At 63.6% G+C, this 16,599-nt stretch carries 18 protein-coding genes; 11 read left to right on the top strand and 7 right to left on the bottom strand.

Annotated features, from left to right (window positions below; genetic code table 11):
• Positions 1-176 precede the first annotated feature (176 nt).
• A complete protein-coding gene (locus tag AC1Q5P_RS09860; protein WP_039331512.1) occupies positions 177-545 on the top strand; it encodes a MarR family transcriptional regulator in 369 nt (122 codons plus the stop codon).
• Between the two features lie 58 nt (positions 546-603).
• Here AC1Q5P_RS09860 and AC1Q5P_RS09855 read toward each other — a convergent pair whose 3' ends face one another.
• Positions 604-1,533, bottom strand: a complete 930-nt coding sequence (locus AC1Q5P_RS09855) for an RcnB family protein (protein ID WP_492518825.1) — start codon at positions 1,531-1,533, stop codon at positions 604-606.
• Between the two features lie 191 nt (positions 1,534-1,724).
• Between AC1Q5P_RS09855 and AC1Q5P_RS09850 the strand changes: the two genes are divergently transcribed.
• From AC1Q5P_RS09850 to AC1Q5P_RS09840, 3 genes are all read left to right on the top strand, one after another.
• Entirely contained in the window at positions 1,725-2,312 is a 588-nt protein-coding gene (locus AC1Q5P_RS09850) for a flavin-binding protein (protein WP_492518824.1), read from the top strand.
• A 75-nt stretch (positions 2,313-2,387) separates the two neighbouring features.
• A complete protein-coding gene (locus AC1Q5P_RS09845; protein ID WP_492518823.1) occupies positions 2,388-3,251 on the top strand; it encodes an AraC family transcriptional regulator in 864 nt (287 codons plus the stop codon).
• 11 nt (positions 3,252-3,262) lie between these two features.
• Entirely contained in the window at positions 3,263-3,736 is a 474-nt protein-coding gene (locus AC1Q5P_RS09840) for a DUF6265 family protein (protein ID WP_492518822.1), read from the top strand.
• Between the two features lie 199 nt (positions 3,737-3,935).
• Here the strand turns inward: AC1Q5P_RS09840 and ettA are convergent, their stop codons facing one another.
• Positions 3,936-5,609 carry an energy-dependent translational throttle protein EttA gene (gene ettA / locus AC1Q5P_RS09835; protein ID WP_039331432.1) on the bottom strand — a complete coding sequence of 558 codons (1,674 nt, stop codon included), beginning with the start codon at positions 5,607-5,609 and terminating at the stop codon, positions 3,936-3,938.
• 136 nt (positions 5,610-5,745) lie between these two features.
• Between ettA and AC1Q5P_RS09830 the strand changes: the two genes are divergently transcribed.
• Positions 5,746-7,074: a M28 family peptidase gene (locus AC1Q5P_RS09830; RefSeq protein ID WP_039331429.1), complete on the top strand. Its 1,329-nt coding sequence runs from the start codon at positions 5,746-5,748 to the stop codon at positions 7,072-7,074.
• Positions 7,075-7,178: 104 nt separating this feature from the next.
• Here AC1Q5P_RS09830 and AC1Q5P_RS09825 read toward each other — a convergent pair whose 3' ends face one another.
• Both AC1Q5P_RS09825 and AC1Q5P_RS09820 read right to left on the bottom strand, forming a co-directional pair.
• Entirely contained in the window at positions 7,179-8,183 is a 1,005-nt protein-coding gene (locus AC1Q5P_RS09825; protein ID WP_492518821.1) for a sensor histidine kinase, read from the bottom strand.
• A gap of 120 nt (positions 8,184-8,303) precedes the next feature.
• On the bottom strand, positions 8,304-9,551 hold the full coding sequence (locus AC1Q5P_RS09820) for an acetyl-CoA C-acetyltransferase (RefSeq protein ID WP_427464551.1): 1,248 nt from the start codon (positions 9,549-9,551) through the stop codon (positions 8,304-8,306).
• Positions 9,552-9,690: 139 nt separating this feature from the next.
• Between AC1Q5P_RS09820 and AC1Q5P_RS09815 the strand changes: the two genes are divergently transcribed.
• From AC1Q5P_RS09815 to trxB, 6 genes are all read left to right on the top strand, one after another.
• A complete protein-coding gene (locus AC1Q5P_RS09815) occupies positions 9,691-10,893 on the top strand; it encodes a M20 metallopeptidase family protein (RefSeq protein ID WP_492518820.1) in 1,203 nt (400 codons plus the stop codon).
• 59 nt (positions 10,894-10,952) lie between these two features.
• Positions 10,953-11,324 carry a hotdog fold thioesterase gene (locus tag AC1Q5P_RS09810; RefSeq protein ID WP_052241897.1) on the top strand — a complete coding sequence of 124 codons (372 nt, stop codon included), beginning with the start codon at positions 10,953-10,955 and terminating at the stop codon, positions 11,322-11,324.
• 74 nt (positions 11,325-11,398) lie between these two features.
• Positions 11,399-12,511, top strand: a complete 1,113-nt coding sequence (locus tag AC1Q5P_RS09805; RefSeq protein WP_193828049.1) for a PAS domain-containing protein — start codon at positions 11,399-11,401, stop codon at positions 12,509-12,511.
• Complete coding sequence (locus AC1Q5P_RS09800; RefSeq protein ID WP_118074107.1) at positions 12,508-12,894, top strand: response regulator; 387 nt, start codon at positions 12,508-12,510, stop codon at positions 12,892-12,894. Before AC1Q5P_RS09805 ends, AC1Q5P_RS09800 begins: the two co-directional genes overlap by 4 nt.
• Before the next feature lie 113 nt (positions 12,895-13,007).
• A complete protein-coding gene (locus tag AC1Q5P_RS09795; RefSeq protein ID WP_492518819.1) occupies positions 13,008-13,802 on the top strand; it encodes a tyrosine-protein phosphatase in 795 nt (264 codons plus the stop codon).
• Between the two features lie 97 nt (positions 13,803-13,899).
• Positions 13,900-14,874, top strand: coding sequence for a thioredoxin-disulfide reductase (trxB, locus tag AC1Q5P_RS09790; RefSeq protein ID WP_492518818.1), 975 nt, complete (start codon positions 13,900-13,902; stop codon positions 14,872-14,874).
• Here trxB and AC1Q5P_RS09785 read toward each other — a convergent pair.
• From AC1Q5P_RS09785 to AC1Q5P_RS09775, 3 genes are read right to left on the bottom strand one after another with little or no spacing between them, the layout of a single operon-like run.
• On the bottom strand, positions 14,871-15,659 hold the full coding sequence (locus tag AC1Q5P_RS09785) for a hydrolase 1, exosortase A system-associated (protein WP_492518817.1): 789 nt from the start codon (positions 15,657-15,659) through the stop codon (positions 14,871-14,873). The two genes, trxB and AC1Q5P_RS09785, sit on opposite strands and share 4 nt — an antisense overlap.
• Positions 15,656-16,327 carry an alpha/beta hydrolase family protein gene (locus tag AC1Q5P_RS09780; protein ID WP_039331419.1) on the bottom strand — a complete coding sequence of 224 codons (672 nt, stop codon included), beginning with the start codon at positions 16,325-16,327 and terminating at the stop codon, positions 15,656-15,658. The genes AC1Q5P_RS09785 and AC1Q5P_RS09780 overlap by 4 nt, the downstream gene beginning before the upstream one ends.
• On the bottom strand, positions 16,324-16,581 hold the full coding sequence (locus tag AC1Q5P_RS09775; RefSeq protein WP_039331417.1) for an acyl carrier protein: 258 nt from the start codon (positions 16,579-16,581) through the stop codon (positions 16,324-16,326). The genes AC1Q5P_RS09780 and AC1Q5P_RS09775 overlap by 4 nt, the downstream gene beginning before the upstream one ends.
• Positions 16,582-16,599 lie beyond the last annotated feature (18 nt).

The raw sequence follows: 16,599 nt of genomic DNA, 5'->3' as shown, positions 1-16,599 counted from the left end.
TTTCTGCAGTCCTTTGCGTTAACCAAACTTCCTTATGAGGTCATCTCGGGTCACCAATAGATCATGAACGCTGCCAGACCTTCAAGGGTCGGTATCTGCAAAGCCGCAATGCCACTTGTCGGCGCCGGGTGCCAGCACGCTCCTCGTGATTTCTTGTCGCTCGCATGGAGCATTGCTTGGACGCTTACGTAGATCCCAACGCCGAAATCCTTCGTCTTGCAAAGGCGCTCTACAACCTGCGTCGCAAACGTGACGAGGCAAGCGGGCGACCAGGCCTTTTCGCAGAGCCCGGCTGGGACATCCTTCTTGATCTGTTCATCGCCGACTGCCGCCGCACCGATATCCAGGTGTCGAGCGTCTGTCTCGATGCGGGAATTCCGTCGACGACTATCCTGCGCTGGATTGCTCGCCTTGAAGAGGAAGGGCTGATCTTTCGCGAACCGGATAGTACTGATGCCCGCCGCCGCTATGTGCGGCTGACGGGGCAAGGACGTGAAATGATGACAAACGTGCTGCGCGCGCTGGCGGAGTACAGCAGGGCCTGACCGCGCACGAAAAAGGCCCCCGCACCGTCTGGTGCAGGGGCCGGATGGGTTGCCCGACTTACCAGAAGAAGTCGTGGATCACGTCCACCACTTCGCCGGAATAGACATCGACCAGCAGCACGTCGTCCCAGTAACGCACCCAGCGATACGGACCGTATGCGGGGGGAAGGCGGTAAGCCCAGGGATCATTGATCCAGTAGTTCTGGCCATAGAAGCCAGAGTTCAGGAAAATGCCGATCGACAGGCGGCTGTAGTTGTACCCACGATAGGGCGAGTAGTACCGTGGCATCCGGTAGATCCCGCGGTTCACGCTGCGGTAGTGGTTCCAGTTGTAGCGGTTGTCCCGCCGCCAGTCGTTGCTCCAGCGGCGATAGTCCCCGCGATAACTGTTGCGCCAGTTGTCGCCCCGGCGATCGTCGCGTCGCCAGTTGTCGCGGTTCCAGTCACGCCCGTCGCGATCACGGCTCCAGTTGCGCCCATCCCGGTCACGGTTCCAGTCACGACCGTCGCGGTTCCAATCCCGCCCGGCGTTCTGGTTGCCAGGGTTGGTCCCGTTCCACTGTCTGCCGTCCCAACCGCGCTGCGGCACGGCAGGCCTGCCCGCGTTCTGCGCCGGTGCCGGGCGGTTCACGGTGCCCGATTGCCAGTCGCGGCCCTGCGAACGTCCCCAATCCCGCTGCGAACCCTCGGTCCGCCCCCGCCATGCGGGACGTGACTGGTCAGGCCGTGATTGCTCTGGCCTTGCCTGCGCCTGGGGGTTGGACCCGCCCCAAGCCGGACGCTGAACCTGCGGTGCGGCGGGACGCTGCACTTGTGGTGCCTGCGGACGTTGCGCCTGCTGGTTGCGAAAATCACCACCACCGCGCCAGTTGCCACCACCGCGGTTCTCACCGCCCCGATTTTCACCGCCGCGCTGCCAACCGCCACCACGCTCTTCGCGCTGTTGCTGCTGGGCGAACGCCGTGGACGGAATTGCTGTTGCGGTCATGGCCACAGCCAGTGCGTAAAGTGCACTGCTTCTGAAGATTGACTTGCCGGACATCGTGACCGACCCTTTCCCGATATGAAGAGCCGCGACACCCTTCGCAGCTTTAATACGATGGTAATAAACGATTCGCGCTGTCCGATGTCTGAACCGGGTTGGTAGCCTTTTGTTCAGGTTCGTATGGGGAAAGATGAATGGAGTTGACGCTCGATAGCGTTCTTGCTGATGCTACCGATCGCCTTGCCAAGGCTGCAAGGCAGCGCCGCAGTGCGATGCACACGCCGGTCGTCGGCACTGCTGATGGCGATCTCAGGATGATGGTCCTGCGCGAGGCGACACCGGACCTGACCCTGCGTTTCCACACCGACCTGCGCAGTCCCAAGTGCGCGCTGATCGGCAATTGCGCCCCGGTCAGCGTCCTTGCCTACGATCCCGAAACCCGCATCCAGATCCGCATGCGTGGTGAAGGGCGGATCGAACATCGCGGTCCTGTCGCCGATGCCGCGTGGGAGTGCGCCACCGCCTCCAGCCGTCGCTGTTACCTCGCCGGTGACGGCCCAGGCGCTGTGCTGGAAGCCGCCGGCTCGACCATTCCCGAACACCTTCTGCACCGCGCGCCGACCGTCGAGGAAACCTTGCCCGGCCGAAGCAATTTCGCCGTCCTGCTGGTTGAAGTGCGCAGCCTTGATTGGTTGCACCTCACTCACGAAGGCGGCACCCGCGCCCGCTTCACCCGCGAAGACGAAGCCTCGCCGTGGCACAAGACCTGGCTCGCTCCCTAGAAAGCGCAAGATCGGGAACGACAAGACCCCGGCAGCGAGACATGAGGGCAGTGCATGAGACCCGGAAGGACGCGCATGAAGCCTGACCAACGCAGCCGCTACGCCACCCGCATCGAACGCGCCATTGCCCTGCTCGAACGCAGTCTCGCCACAGGCGAAGTGCCAAGCCTCGCAGACCTGGCAGCAGAAGCGGCGATGTCGGAATATCACTTTCACCGGATATTTCGCCTGATGACCGGCGAAGCTCCCGGTGCCGCCATTACCCGCGCACGCCTCGCCGGAAGCCTGCCAGCTCTGTCAGCGCAAGGCATCAGCGCCGCCACCGGGCAGAGCGGCTATGCCACCTCGCAAGCCTATGCCCGCGCCCTGCGTGCCACGACGGGCCAGACTCCGTCTGCCCTCGGCAGTGACCCGCAAAGCCTCAGCAACACCGCCAAAGCCTTGGGCGAGCCCCGATCGGACCCGCAGAGCGCGCTGCGCATCGAGATAGTCGAGCTAGCCCCGCTGCGCCTGCTCGCCGTCCGTAATGTCGGCGCCTATTCCGAACTGAACCGCGGCTTTGGACGGCTGTTCGAACTCGCGCTTGCCCAGTTGGGGCCGGAAAGCCTGCAGGCGATCTGGGGCATGCCGCACGACGATCCCCGCCACGCCACACCCGAAGCCTGCCGCTTTACCTGCGCACTCGATACCGGCGGTCTTGGCGAACCTGACGGTGACCTGGAAGAACGGCGACTACCGGGCGGCCCGCACCTCTCGTTCTTCGCCACTGGCGACTATGACGACCTGCATGGCCTGATCGACACGCTCTACGCAGAGCTGCTCGCGCGCGATCTGGAACTGGGTGAGGGACCTGTCCTGATCAACTACCTCGATGATGCCGACGAGGTAGTCCCGCCACACCAGCGCGCGCATGTCTATCTGCCGCTGGCGCTCGATTGAGGAAGGAAACCATGAAGCTGCTCCTGTCCGCCTTCGCCGCCTTGCTGCTCACTCCGATCACCGCCCACGCCGCGCCGCCCGCAACATTGGCGGACGTCGCCTGGCTGGAGGGTTCATGGGAAGGTGAGGGCATCGAAGGCGCACCCGCACTCGAAGCCTATGCCCCGGCAGCTGGCGGGCAGATGGTCGGCCACTTCCGCCAGTTGAACAAGGACGGCACGGTGATGTTCTACGAACTCATTACCGTCGTCGAAGAAGGCAGCTCGCTCGCCTACCGCCTCAAGCACTTCAACGCCGACCTCACCGGCTGGGAGGAAAAGGACAAGGTCACGTCCTTCCCCTTGACCGAGCGCAAGGGCGACCGCCTCGATTTCTCCGGCCTTGTCTACGAACGCACCGGCAAGAACACCATGACCGCCTCGGTCACGGTCAAGGAAGGCGGCAAGACCGAAACCCTCACCTTCCGCTTCCGCCGCAAGGGCTGATCCCCTTGGTCGTCATCTTGTGCGGCAGGTCGGTGCATTCTCACCGTCATGCTGAACTTGTTTCAGCATCCATCCCTCGCCAAACACCGTCCGTGCGTGTGGCGAGATGGACCCTGAAACAAGTTCAGGGTGACGAAATAGGATGACGCCCCGCCCGCCAAGATGGCGAGCGGGGCGCGCCCATTAATGACAAAGAAGATCAGCGCGTCAGTTTCTTGTACGCCAACGCGGTCGGACGATCTGCCGCGTCACCCAGGCGGCGGCGCTTGTCTTCCTCATAGGCCGCGAAGTTGCCTTCGAACCATTCGACGTGGCTGTTGCCCTCGAACGCCAGGATGTGCGTTGCCAGACGGTCAAGGAAGAAGCGGTCGTGCGAAATGACCACGGCGCAACCGGCGAAGTTCTCGATCGCGTCTTCCAGTGCCGCCAGCGTTTCCACGTCAAGGTCGTTGGTCGGTTCGTCCAGCAGCAGCACGTTGCCGCCGGCCTTCAGCATCTTGGCCATGTGCACGCGGTTGCGCTCACCGCCCGAAAGCTTGCCGACGTTCTTCTGCTGGTCGGGACCCTTGAAGTTGAACGCGCCGACATAGGCGCGGGTTGACATGTCCTGCCCGTTGACCTTCATGTAATCGAGGCCGTCCGAGATTTCCTGCCACACGTTGTTGGCGGGGTTCAGGTCGTCGCGGCTCTGGTCGACATAGCCGAGGTGGACGGTCGAACCGATTTCCACCGTGCCGCTGTCGGGCGTTTCCTTGCCGGTCAGGATCTTGAACAGCGTGGACTTGCCCGCACCGTTCGGCCCGATCACGCCGACAATGCCACCGGGCGGCAGCATGAACGACAGGTCTTCGAACAGCAGCTTGTCGCCGTAGGCCTTCGAGATGTTCTTCACCTCGATCACCTTGCCGCCAAGGCGCTCCGGCACCTGGATGACGATCTGGGCCTTGCCGACCGGACGGTTGTCCTGGGCGTTCTGCAGTTCCTCAAACTTGCGGATACGCGCCTTGGACTTGGTCTGCCGCGCGGCCGGGGTCTGGCGGATCCACTCGAGTTCGCGCTGCAGCGCCTTCTGCTTGCCGCTTTCCTCACGCTCTTCCTGGGCCATGCGCTTGGCCTTGGTTTCGAGGTAGGTCGAATAGTTGCCCTCGTAGGGGAAGTACTTTCCGCGGTCGAGTTCGAGGATCCAGCCCACCACGTTGTCGAGGAAATAGCGGTCGTGGGTGATCATCAGCACCGCGCCGGCATAGTCCTTGAGGTGGTTTTCCAGCCATTCGACGGATTCAGCGTCAAGGTGGTTGGTCGGTTCGTCCAGCAGCAGGATCGAAGGCTTCTGGATGAGCAGGCGGGTCAGCGCGATGCGGCGCTTTTCACCGCCCGAAAGGCTCGCCACCGACCAGTCGCCGGGCGGGCATCGCAGCGCTTCCATCGCGATTTCGAGCTGGTTGTCGAGCGTCCAGCCATCCACCGCGTCGATCTTGTCCTGCAACTCGGCCATCTCGGCACCGAGCGCATCGAAGTCGGCATCTTCCTCGGCCATTTCCATGCCGATCTGGTTGAAGCGCTCGACCATATCGGCGATCTCGCGCGCACCGTCCTTGACGTTCTCGAGCACGGTCTTGCTCTCGTCGAGCTGCGGTTCCTGCTCAAGGTAGCCGACGGTGATGTTTTCACCCGGCCAGGCTTCGCCGGTGAAGTCCTTGTCGATCCCGGCCATGATCTTGATCAGGGTGGATTTACCGGCACCGTTCGGGCCGACGATGCCGATCTTGGCACCCTGATAGAACTGCAGGTTGATATTGCTCAGCACCGGCTTCTGCGCGCCGGGGAAGGTCTTCGTCATGTCTTTCATGACGTAGGCGTATTGGGCAGCCATCTCGGGTCCTTGGGTAGAAGGCAAAAACTGTTGCGCGCCCTCTATCCGAGCGCGAAGGGTCGGGCAAGCGGGGCTTGTGCGACAAGGGCGGCGGGCAGGGCTTGGCAGGCGGTGGGGCGGGCGATAGCACGGTTGCATGAGAAACCATGCTCGCGCCCTTGCGCTCATCGCCACCCTTTCCGTCTCAACCGCTTATGCGCAGGATCCGAAAGGCGATGTCGCCTGGGACCTGCTCGCCGGGCTTACCAGCGAAGTCGGGCCGCGCATGCCCGGGTCCGAAGCCGAAGCGCGCGCCCGCGTCTGGGCCGAAGCGCGATTGAAGGCGCTGGGCTTCAGCAAGGTCGCGGTCGAGCCGTTCAGGATCCGCGGCTACGTGCGCGGCCGGGACGAAGCCAACTTGCTTGCTCCGATCCCGTTCAAGCTTGCGATCACTGCACTGGGCTACAGCGGCACCACGCCGGAAAAGGGCATCGAAGGCGATGTCGTCTATTTCCCCACGCTCGATGCGCTGAAGGCCGCGCCGGCCGGCTCGCTCAGCGGCAAGATCGCCTTCATCGACCACGCGATGAAGCGCAACCAGGACGGCAGCGGTTATGGTCCCTACGGGCAGGTCCGCCGTGCGGGGCCAGCTATCGCCTCGGGCAAGGGCGCGATCGGCGTGGTGATCCGCTCCATCGGCACCGACAGTCACCGCAACCCCCATACCGGCGGCACCACGTTCCCCGATGGCGTCAAGCCGATCCCGGCAGGCGCGGTCTCCAATCCGGATGCCGATCTGATCGCCCGCATAGCGCGCAGCGGCAAGGCAATCCGCCTCAGTCTCACGCTCACCGGCAAGACCACCGACAATCTTCCCTCGGGCAACGTCATCGGCGATCTGCCGGGCCGCGATCCCTCGCTCCCGCCGATCCTGCTCGGCTGCCACCTCGACAGCTGGGATCTCGGCACCGGCGCGATTGACGACGCAGCGGGGTGCGCCATCATCACCGCTGCCGCCTTGAAGGCGCAGGAGGGCGGCGCGCCCTTGCGCACCATCCGCGTTCTCTGGGCAGGCTCGGAGGAACTTGGCGGCTTCGGCGGCAAGGCTTACGCGGAAAAGCACAGCGAACCCCACGCCCTCGCGATGGAGAGCGACTTCGGCGCCGCCCGCGTCTGGCGCGTCCAGTTCAACATGGCCGACAAGGCCCTGTCCGACCGCATCGCCGCTGCCTTGTCACCGATGGGTATCGTCCGTGGGAGCGGCAAGGCCGATGGCGGGACCGACGTCGAGCCGGTGATCGAAAAGCAGAAGCTCAGCGTGGTCGACCTGAACCAGGACGGCACCCATTACTTCGATCTTCATCACACGCCTGACGACACCCTGGACAAGGTCGATCCCGCCGAATTGGCGCAAAATGTCGCTGCCTGGGCCGAGGTCCTGAAGGTCGTCGCCAACGAAGCGGGACCGATCGCTGCGGCACCGTGATCGTGCATGGGCAAAGCCCCGCCCAGTGGGGCGTTTGCCTACACGAGTCAGGGGGGAGTTAGGGGTGAGTTGCGGTAGAGTTGGGGGAGAGTTGGAAACTGCCCTCAGCCCTCCGGAAACTCGACAATCGTCCTCACCCCGTTGCTGCCGTCGACAGTGATCGTGCCGCCGAGCTGGGTGGCAAAGCCCTTGGTGATGGCAGTGCCGAGGCCGCGATGGCGCGGGACGTCGGCGTGTCCCGGAGAAAGGCCGCGCCCGTTGTCTGCAATCGTCAGGCGCAGCCGTCCGTGACTGGCGGGTTCCAGCGTGAGACGAACCTCACCGGACGAACCTTCCGGAAAAGCGTGCTTTATCGAGTTGTTGAGCACTTCCGTGATGAGCAGCATCAGCGTCATCATACGGTCTACGGCAAGGGGTGCATCGACAGCGTTGATGATTACCTTGACGTCCTCGGCCCCGGCCACGTCCTGCGCCTGAGCCACGACATTTTCGATCTGTTCGGGCAGGGGAATCTCACGGGCCGCCGGATTGTAAAGTTGGCGATGCACGCGGCCCATCAGTTCGATGCGCTGGTCGGCGCTTTCAAGGACCGTGAGAGCGATTTCCGGCGTCCGCTCGATCTGTCGGCGCTGGATGCGCAGCATCGAGGAGACCGAGGCGAGGTTGTTCGCCACGCGGTGCTGAAGTTCCTGAAAAAGCAGGGTTTGCTGGTCTGCCATCGCGCTCAGCTGGCGCTGGCTTTCGACCAGCTGCTCCTGGCGCTGTTGCAGCCCGTCGATCAGAAGGACATCCACAATCACCACTGCTGCGAAGAATAGCAGCGCGGTCGCCACTGGAGCAGAGAGCACGAAAGTATTCGCTGGCGGAATGAAAAAATACCATGAAGACAACAGACTAAGCACGCCACAGAGCGCGCCGGGGCCGCGTCCGGCAACAAATGCGGTGACGATCACGGCGGGAAAGAACGTCAGGAATGGGAAGCCGGGAGGTAGAAGATTGTCGGCTGCCTGCCTGAGTATCGTGGCGATTATCGCAAGGCCAATCGCTACGGCGTAGCCGGACAGCTTACCGCGCAGGGGTCTGACAAGAGTTCGCGGAAATGCGGGCATATTAGCTCGACAAATGCCAGCGCTGGCGACGTATTGCAACGTAACATTTGCAACTTCTTGAAAAACAATGGCCCGGCATTCGATCGCCGGGCCACTAATTGTCTCGAGTATTTACTTTGGTTAAATGCGTTCGATAATGATCGCCGGTGCCATGCCGCCAGCAGCACACATCGTTACAAGGCCGTAGCGTCCGCCCGAACGTTCGAGTTCATCGAGAGCGGTGCCGATCAGGATCGAACCGGTTGCGCCGATCGGGTGGCCAAGCGCCATGGCGCCGCCGTTGATGTTCACCTTTTCGCGATCGAGTTCGAGGTCGCGGATGAATTTTTCCGCAACGACAGCAAAGGCTTCGTTGATTTCCCAGACGTCGATATCGTCCTTGGAAAGCCCGGCCTTGGCCAGCACCTTTTTGGCGGCAGGCACGGGCGCGTTCAGCATCAACGTCGGATCATCGCCCTGGTTGGCGTAAGCGACAATGCGGGCGCGCGGCTTGAGGCCGTGCTTTTCGGCATAGGTGGGCGAAACGATCAGCAGCGCCGCTGCGCCATCAACCACGCCCGAGGAGTTGCCCGCGTGATGGAAGTGCTGGATTTCCACGTCAGGATAACGGCGGTTGATCTGCTTGCGGAAAGACGTGCCGCCAAGATCGAAGTCGGCAAGGCCGGCAAAACTCGGCTTCAGCGCGGCGAGGCCTTCGGCAGTTGTTTCGGGGCGCGGGAATTCCTCGCGGTCGAGCGCAACCGAACCGTCCTCGTTCAGGACCGGCACGACCGACTTGTTGAAGCGGCCTTCCTTGATCGCGCGGTCGGCGCGCTGCTGGCTGACGAGGGCAAGCGCGTCGAGCGCTTCGCGGCTGATGCCTTCGATGCTGGCGATGGCATCGCCACACACGCCCTGGTGCGATTGCGGATGCAAGGCGTCGAGCGCCAGGTTGCCTGAGCCCATGCCCAGTGGCTTGATGCCCGCATTGGCCTGTTCCGCTCCGTGCGCGGCGGTGAAGCTCATCATTTCGGTACCGCCGGCGATGACGCAGTCTTCCATCCCCGACATCACGGAGGCGCAGGCCAGGTTCACCGAGGTGATGCCGCCGCCGCAGAAGCGGTCAAGCGTCGTGCCCGACGCCTTGATGTCGTACCCCGCTGCCAGCGCCGCCATGCGGCCGAGGTCGCCGCCTTGCTTGCCGACCTGCGAGGAGGTTGACCAGATGATGTCGTCCACCGTCGCGGTATCGAGATTGTTGCGCTCCTTCAGGGCCTTGAGGACAGTCGCGGCGAGGTGCTGCGGGTGCAGGTGCGAAAGCGCGCCCTTGCCGGGCTTGCCGACCCCGCGCGGAGTGCGGACGGCATCGATGATATAGGCTTCGGGCATCGGGACTCTCTCCGTCAGTGGACTATTTAATCGAACGATTAACGCGCTCTGCCCGCTGGTGCAAGTCCCAAGGCCAAGTCTCGACAGCAGCGCTGCAACGTGCCAGCCTAGTGTCGATCCCTTCCACAAGAGGCCTCCGATGCTTCATCCCGACTTGCTCGAACAGGCGCGAGGCCTTTCCGATTCGATCGTCGCGCTGCGCCGTGCGATCCATGCCGAACCCGAACTCGGCCTGCACACGCCCAAGACCCGGGACAAGGTCCGCGCCGCGCTCGCTCATCTTCCACTGACATGGCGTGAGGGGCCATCGACGACCGGGCTGGTGGCCACGCTGAAAGGCAGGGCCGGACCTGGACGGCGTGTCCTCCTGCGCGGCGACATGGACGCGCTGCCCATGACCGAAGAGACCGGGCTCGACTTCTCCTCCACCATCCCGGGCGCAATGCACGCCTGCGGCCATGACACGCACACCGCCATGCTGGCAGGTGCCGCCGAACTACTTTGCGCCCGGGCTGATGACCTTGCAGGCGAGGTGCAGTTCATGTTCCAGCCGGGCGAAGAGGGATTCCATGGCGCTCGCTTCATGCTCGAAGACGGGCTGATAGATCCGCTGCCCGATGCTGCCTTTGCCCTGCACATCATGCCCAACAGTCCGCATGGCCTTGTGGCCGGTCGGGCAGGACCATTGCTTGCTTCGGCAGACCAGTTCGACATCGTCGTGCACGGCCGGGGCGGCCATGCCTCGATGCCGCACGATGCGCTCGATCCGGTGCCAGTGGCTTGTGAGATCGTCACCGCGCTCCAGACGGTCGTCACGAGGAAGTTCCCGGTGAGCGATCCCGTCGTCGCCACAGTCGCGAAGATCGAGGCGGGTACGGCCCACAACGTGATCGCCGACCGGGTCGCCATGCGCGGCACATTGCGCACGCTTTCTGCCACCAATCGCGCGCGCATCCATGAAGCATTGAAGCTGGTGGCGACGAACATCGCCGCGGCCCACGGAATGACGGCCGAGGTCGCGATCACGCCGGGGTTCCCTGTCACCGTATGCGATGGGCGCGCGGTTGATTTGGGCGAGAGGGTGGTTCGCGATCTAACCGGCGAGCATGGCTTTCACCGGCTGGACGCCCCGATCATGGGGGCGGAAGACTTTTCCTATGTGCTTGAAAAGGTGCCCGGAGCGATGTTCTTCCTTGGCGTGGCCCATGAAGGCGTAGACTGGCGCTCTTGCTGTTCGATCCACTCCACCAGAATGATGGTGGACGAAAGCGTGTTGCCGCTCGGCACTGCCGTGCTGGCCGGATGCGCCGGGCGTTTTCTTGCTGAAGGATTTGCTGCTTGATCTGGTGGAATGGTGAGAAGCCCTCGCTCGAGCGACTGACGAAATTGGGCAGTTCCTCGATGCCGGCGCACCTTGGCATCGAGTTCCATGACTGTGGCGATGACTGGATTTCCGCGCGCATGCCGGTCGACCATCGCACGCATCAGCCTTTTGGCCGGTTGCACGGTGGCGCATCGGTTGCGCTGGCAGAAACGATCGGTTCCATGGCAGGAGCCATGGTGGTGGACCCTGACCGGTTCGCTTGCGTGGGGATGGAAATCAACGCCAATCACCTGCGACCGGTGCGCGACGGATGGGTTTACGCGACTGCACGACCCGAGGCCCTGGGGCGTAGCACCCACGTCTGGTCCATCCGGATCGTCGATGAACTGGACAAGCTCGCCTGTATATCCCGGTTGACACTCGCCGTCATTCCGCTGGAACGAAAATGATGCCCATGAATTTAATGCTTTTTTCCGGAACCAAGCAGTAGGAACTGCATTTTCGGTGGCAGGTAGCCACTGATATGAACCGTAACACTTCAGATAACATCCCTGAGTCCGGCCCGATCGATCAGGCCCACACCGTGTTTGATCCAGCCGTGGCGCGTTTTCGCGCGCAACACCCCGAAGATACGTTCGACGGAGCATCTGGCGTTCTGTTCGAGCAGGCGATGGCGCAGACGCGCATGGCGATCTGCCTGTGCGATCCGCATCAGGATGACATGCCCATCGTCTTTGCCAATCGGGCGTTCCGTCACCTCACCGGATATGAGGAAGACGAAATCGTCGGACGCAATTGCCGTTTCCTGCAAGGCCCGGAAAGCGATCGTGCCTCTCTGGTGCGGATCCGCAACGCGTTGGATCGCGAGGACGTGACGGTTGTCGAACTGCTGAACTACCGGAAGGACGGCAGCTCGTTCTGGAATGCCCTGCATCTGGGGCCGGTCTACGACGCCGAAGGAAAACTGGTCTATTTCTTCGGCAGCCAGTGGGATGTTTCCGACGTGCGCGCGGCGCGGGCCGACGAGTTGCACGCGCGCGAGCTGGCACGCGAACTGTCGCATCGCATGAAGAACATGTTTGCGGTGATCGGCGGCATCGTCAACTTCACCGGCAGGGTTCGCGGCATCGAGGTCGAAGCGCGGGAAATCAATGACAGAATCCAGGCGCTTGGCCGGGCTTACGAAACGACCCTCGATGATTCTCATCGCGGCACGGTCGAGGTTGGCCAGGCCATCCGTGCCGTCCTGGCGCCTTACGATCCGGATGGGACGCGCATCATTTTCGAGGGCAATGGGCTCAGGTCGGATTTTGCATCGGTCTCGGTGCTCGGACTGTCGCTTCACGAACTGGCGGTGAACGCCATCCGTTACGGCGCCCTCAGTCGGGATGACGGGCGCGTTACGGTCGGCTGGCAGCGCAATGGTTCTGCCGAGAGCCCGGCGATACGCATCGACTGGGTGGAACATGGGCGCGGAACCGACGCTTTGCTGCAAGAGGCGGCGGCAGGTTCGGTCGGGGTGGATGGTATCGTGGATCGCATGCTTGGCATGGCCAGGGGAGGAATTGTGAGAGAACTGAACAGCGAAGGGCTTCACGCCCGGCTCAGCATCCCCTTGCGGGATGCCGGCGAATGAGCGGGATGCATCACGCTTCGTCGGAGCCGTGCCGCGTTCTCGTGCTTGATGATGAACCGCTCATCCTGCTCGATCTGGAATTTGCGGTCGAAGATGCCGGGTGCAAGCCATTGACGGCACTCGATCTGATGGAGGCGCTCTCCATCGTCCAGAACAACGCGATTTCCGCAGCCATTCTCGACGTTTCGCTGGGCCAAGGGCAAACCTGCGAGCAGGTGGCGCGGACGCTTGCGGCAATGGGCGTTCCTTACGTGCTTCACACCGGCGACCTTGATCGCATGGACGAAGCCGTCCGGCGGCTGGGCGGAACCCTGGTGCCCAAGCCGACACCGGCCGCAGTAGTTGTGGCGCGCGCGCTCGAACCGCTGGCCGTGCGGCAATAAAGGGCCAAACCCGCTACGGGTCACGAGGCATTGCCACGACGTGAAACGTCAGACGGACCCGCTTGCACGCTTGGGCAAAGCTGCCATTGCTGAGCGCAGGCAAGGACGGTGAAATGAGCGAGCAGGAACAGGCCAGGGTGCTGGCGATGGCCGGAATCCACAATTTCCGGGACTATGGCAACTATGCCGCGCGCGGTGGTCGGTTGCGCAAGGGCGTCCTGTGGCGCTCGGGTCAGCATAGCGAGGCAACGGCTGAGGATCTCGAGAAAGTCCACGCCTTGCAGATCGCCACCGTCATCGACCTGCGCGGTGATAGCGAGCGCGCTGCCAATCGCTGCCTCAGGCACCCCGAGTTCGAGGGCAGCGTGCTTTTCCATCCTGGCGAAACTGCAAGTGCGGCTGGGCGCGCGGTGCACGAAGAGATGGCGCGGGATGTGCGCACTGCCGACGATGCGCGACAGGCCATGCTTGCTCTTTACGAAACGCTGCCATTCCGGCCTGTCCTGGTCGGGACCTACCGTCTGTACATGCACGCCTTGGCCGAACGCGAAACGCCGAGCCTGTTGCACTGTCTGGCCGGCAAGGACCGGACCGGCCTCGCCGCTGCGCTGGTCCACGATATGCTGGACGTGCACCACGATGATATCGTGGCGGACTATCTGCTCACCAATACTGCGGGCAATGCCGAGGCGCGCATCGAAGCCGGGGCGCGGCATGTGCGCGAGGGTTTCGGCATATCGATGGATGATGCCGCGGTGCGCGTGCTGATGGGCGTCGAGGCGCAATTTCTCGAGCGCGCGTTCGCAGCGATCCGGGAACGCCACGGCAGCGTGGAGGCCTATGCGCGGGAGGTGCTCGGCGTGACACCGCAGGTGCTCGCCGCGATCGAAGCAAACCTCGTCGAATAAAGAAAATCTGTCGTATAGCTGCGGAAAAAGCGGGGGGCGCGGACTGGCTTTTGCGCCCTGCGCTGCTTATCTCGCTGGCGAATGGAGGACTTTTCCCATGGCGACCACGCACAAGACCCGCATGCTCATCATCGGTTCCGGCCCGGCCGGGCTTTCCGCCGCGATCTATGGCGCGCGCGCGGGGATGCAGCCGATCGTGGTGCAGGGGCTGCAGCCCGGCGGCCAGCTGACCATCACCACCGATGTCGAGAACTACCCGGGGTTTCGCGACGTGATCCAGGGCCCGTGGCTGATGCAGGAAATGCAGGCCCAGGCCGAACATGTTGGCACGCGGATGATGTGGGACACGATCCTTGAAGTCAGCCTGGATGGCAGCCCGTTCCGCGCCGTCGGCGACAGCGGCGACATCTATGAGGGCGACGTGCTTGTCATCGCCACGGGCGCGCAGGCCAAGTGGCTCGGCGTTCCGGGCGAGCAGGAATTTTCGGGCAAGGGCGTGTCAGCTTGCGCTACCTGCGACGGGTTCTTCTATCGCGGCAAGAAGGTCGTGGTGATCGGCGGTGGCAACACTGCCGTCGAGGAAGCGCTGTACCTTACCAACCATTCGCCCGACGTGACGTTGATCCACCGCCGCGATTCCCTGCGCGCCGAGAAGATCCTGCAGGACCGTCTGTTCGCTCACCCCAACGTCAAGGTGCTGTGGAACCAGAAGGTCGACAGCTTCATCGGCGAGCCGGGCAAGGGCCTGACCGGCGTGAAGGTGATCGACACCGTGACCGGCGCGGAAAGCGTCGTCGAGACCGACGGCGCTTTCGTGGCAATCGGCCATGCCCCGGCGACCGAACTGTTCAAGGGCAAGCTCGAACTCGATGAGAGCGGCTACATCGTGGTGGAACCCGGCACGCCGAAGACCGCGATCCCCGGCGTTTTCGCCTGCGGCGACGTCATGGACCACACCTATCGCCAGGCCGTGACGGCGGCCGGGACCGGCTGCATGGCCGCGCTCGATTCCGAACGCTTCCTTGCCGAGCTGGACTTCAAGGCCGCTCAGGCGGAAGTCGCAGCAGTTTAGGGCCCAAGCACCTCGATCAGCCGCGCGTGAAGCCATTCGCGCGCGGCTTCGTCTGAAAAGCTGTGGGACGCGCTGTCGATGCGCTGGATGCGCAAGTCGGCGCTGTCCCAGACTTCGCTGAACATCTGCGCCGTCCGGTCGCGGCTGGCGAGCAGGATCGTTGCGGCGCCGCTGAAAGCCGCAAGGCCTGTCCTCATCTCCTCGACAAGGCCCGCTGGAGCAGGCGTCGGCGATGCCGCGCTGCGTAGCCCTCTGGCGAGCTTTGCGAGGTTCACCCCGCCGGTCAGCAGCCGCCAGACCTCGCGCGGGTTGGCGAGCTTGGCGAGATAACGGCTGCGGATTGCCGAGGCGGGCATGGCGTTTGGGGCTTCCTCGCCATCTATCGTCCAAGGGTTGGCGAGCACGAGAGCAGCGATCGGCAGCGCAGGCGCGTTCAGCATCAGCGCTGCGGCCGCATCGCAATTGCCGAACGCGACGATGCGGGCAACATGCGGTGCTGCGGCGCGAAATGCGGCCAGGGCTGCTGCAATATCCGGCCCGGAGTGGCGGAACGACTGATTCTCGCCCTCGCTGTCGCCGACGCCGCGTCGGTCGTAGCGGAACACTGGGTAGCCCTCTCTGGCGATGCGCGCGGCCAGTTGCGCCTGTCCGCTCCAGGCGCCCGAGCGCAGCTCATTGCCGCCGGAGACGATCAGCAGACCGGTCGAGTGACTCGCGGCCTCGCGGTCCAGCGTGCCGATAAGCGTCGCCCCCTCGCACGTGAAGGTGAGGTGGCGCCTGGTCATGCGTCGATCTCGGACAGGATCACGCGGACGAGGGCGGCGGACTGTTCGGGCGCCGCCGCTGGTTCTGCCCGCAGCCACAAGCCGCCACCGCCAAGCTGGCCCTGCGCAATGAGGTGGTGCCCCTCGATTTGTGGCAAGGCATTCTCCAGCCCGGCAATCAGCGACGCACCGCAGCGCCATCCGGCAAGTTCCAGCCCTTCGCTGCGGCCAAGTTCGAGCAGCGCCGCACTGTCCTCCTGCACACCGGCTTCGCGTGAGGCAATCACGCGGGCGCGGATCATCTGGCGCAGGATCGCCGCACCCTTTGCAGGTTCGAGCGCCCAGCCCGGCAGTGCGTTGGGAAACACCAGAGCGCCACCACGTACCGCCAGCACGTCGGTCGCCCGGAAGTGGCGTGACGCCAGCTGCATCGCGCTGCGCCAACCGTGGAGGCTCTGCGCCTCGAACTGCTGCAGGCTTTCGTGGCAACCTGGCAGGTCGGGCAGGAAGCTGTCGATTCCTGCGTCATCCAGCAGGCGCATGGCATCGACCAGCATCCGCCGCATGCGGTTGGCTTCGTCGAACAAAGGCGGGACGATCAGCAGGCGTTTTTCACGGCCGCGATCGAAGGCAAGCGCATACTCCTCGCTCTGGCCTTCGGGGCCGGGGCAAGGCCAGCGCGCGATCACGCCGTGACTTTGGCTTCCAGGAACGATCGCAGGTTGCCGAAGGTCTCCAGCAGTTCGCCATCGACCTCGTCGTCCTCGATCACGATGTCGAGCCGGTCCTCGATCTCGGTGAGCAGGCCGGCCACGGCCATCGAATCAAGCTCGGGCAGTTCCCCGAACAGGCCGGTCGAAGCATCGAAAGCGGCCACGCGCTCGGCCGAAAGACCAAGAACGTCCTTTAGGATCGCGCGCAGGGTGCTGTCGGTGTCGCTCATCAGTGTCCAGCTGCCGTT

This window comes from Novosphingobium sp. GW835-FHT14H07 (assembly GCF_058793515.1).
Note: the sequence above shows the minus strand (reverse complement) of the source record. Positions and strands in the feature narration are given on the sequence as shown.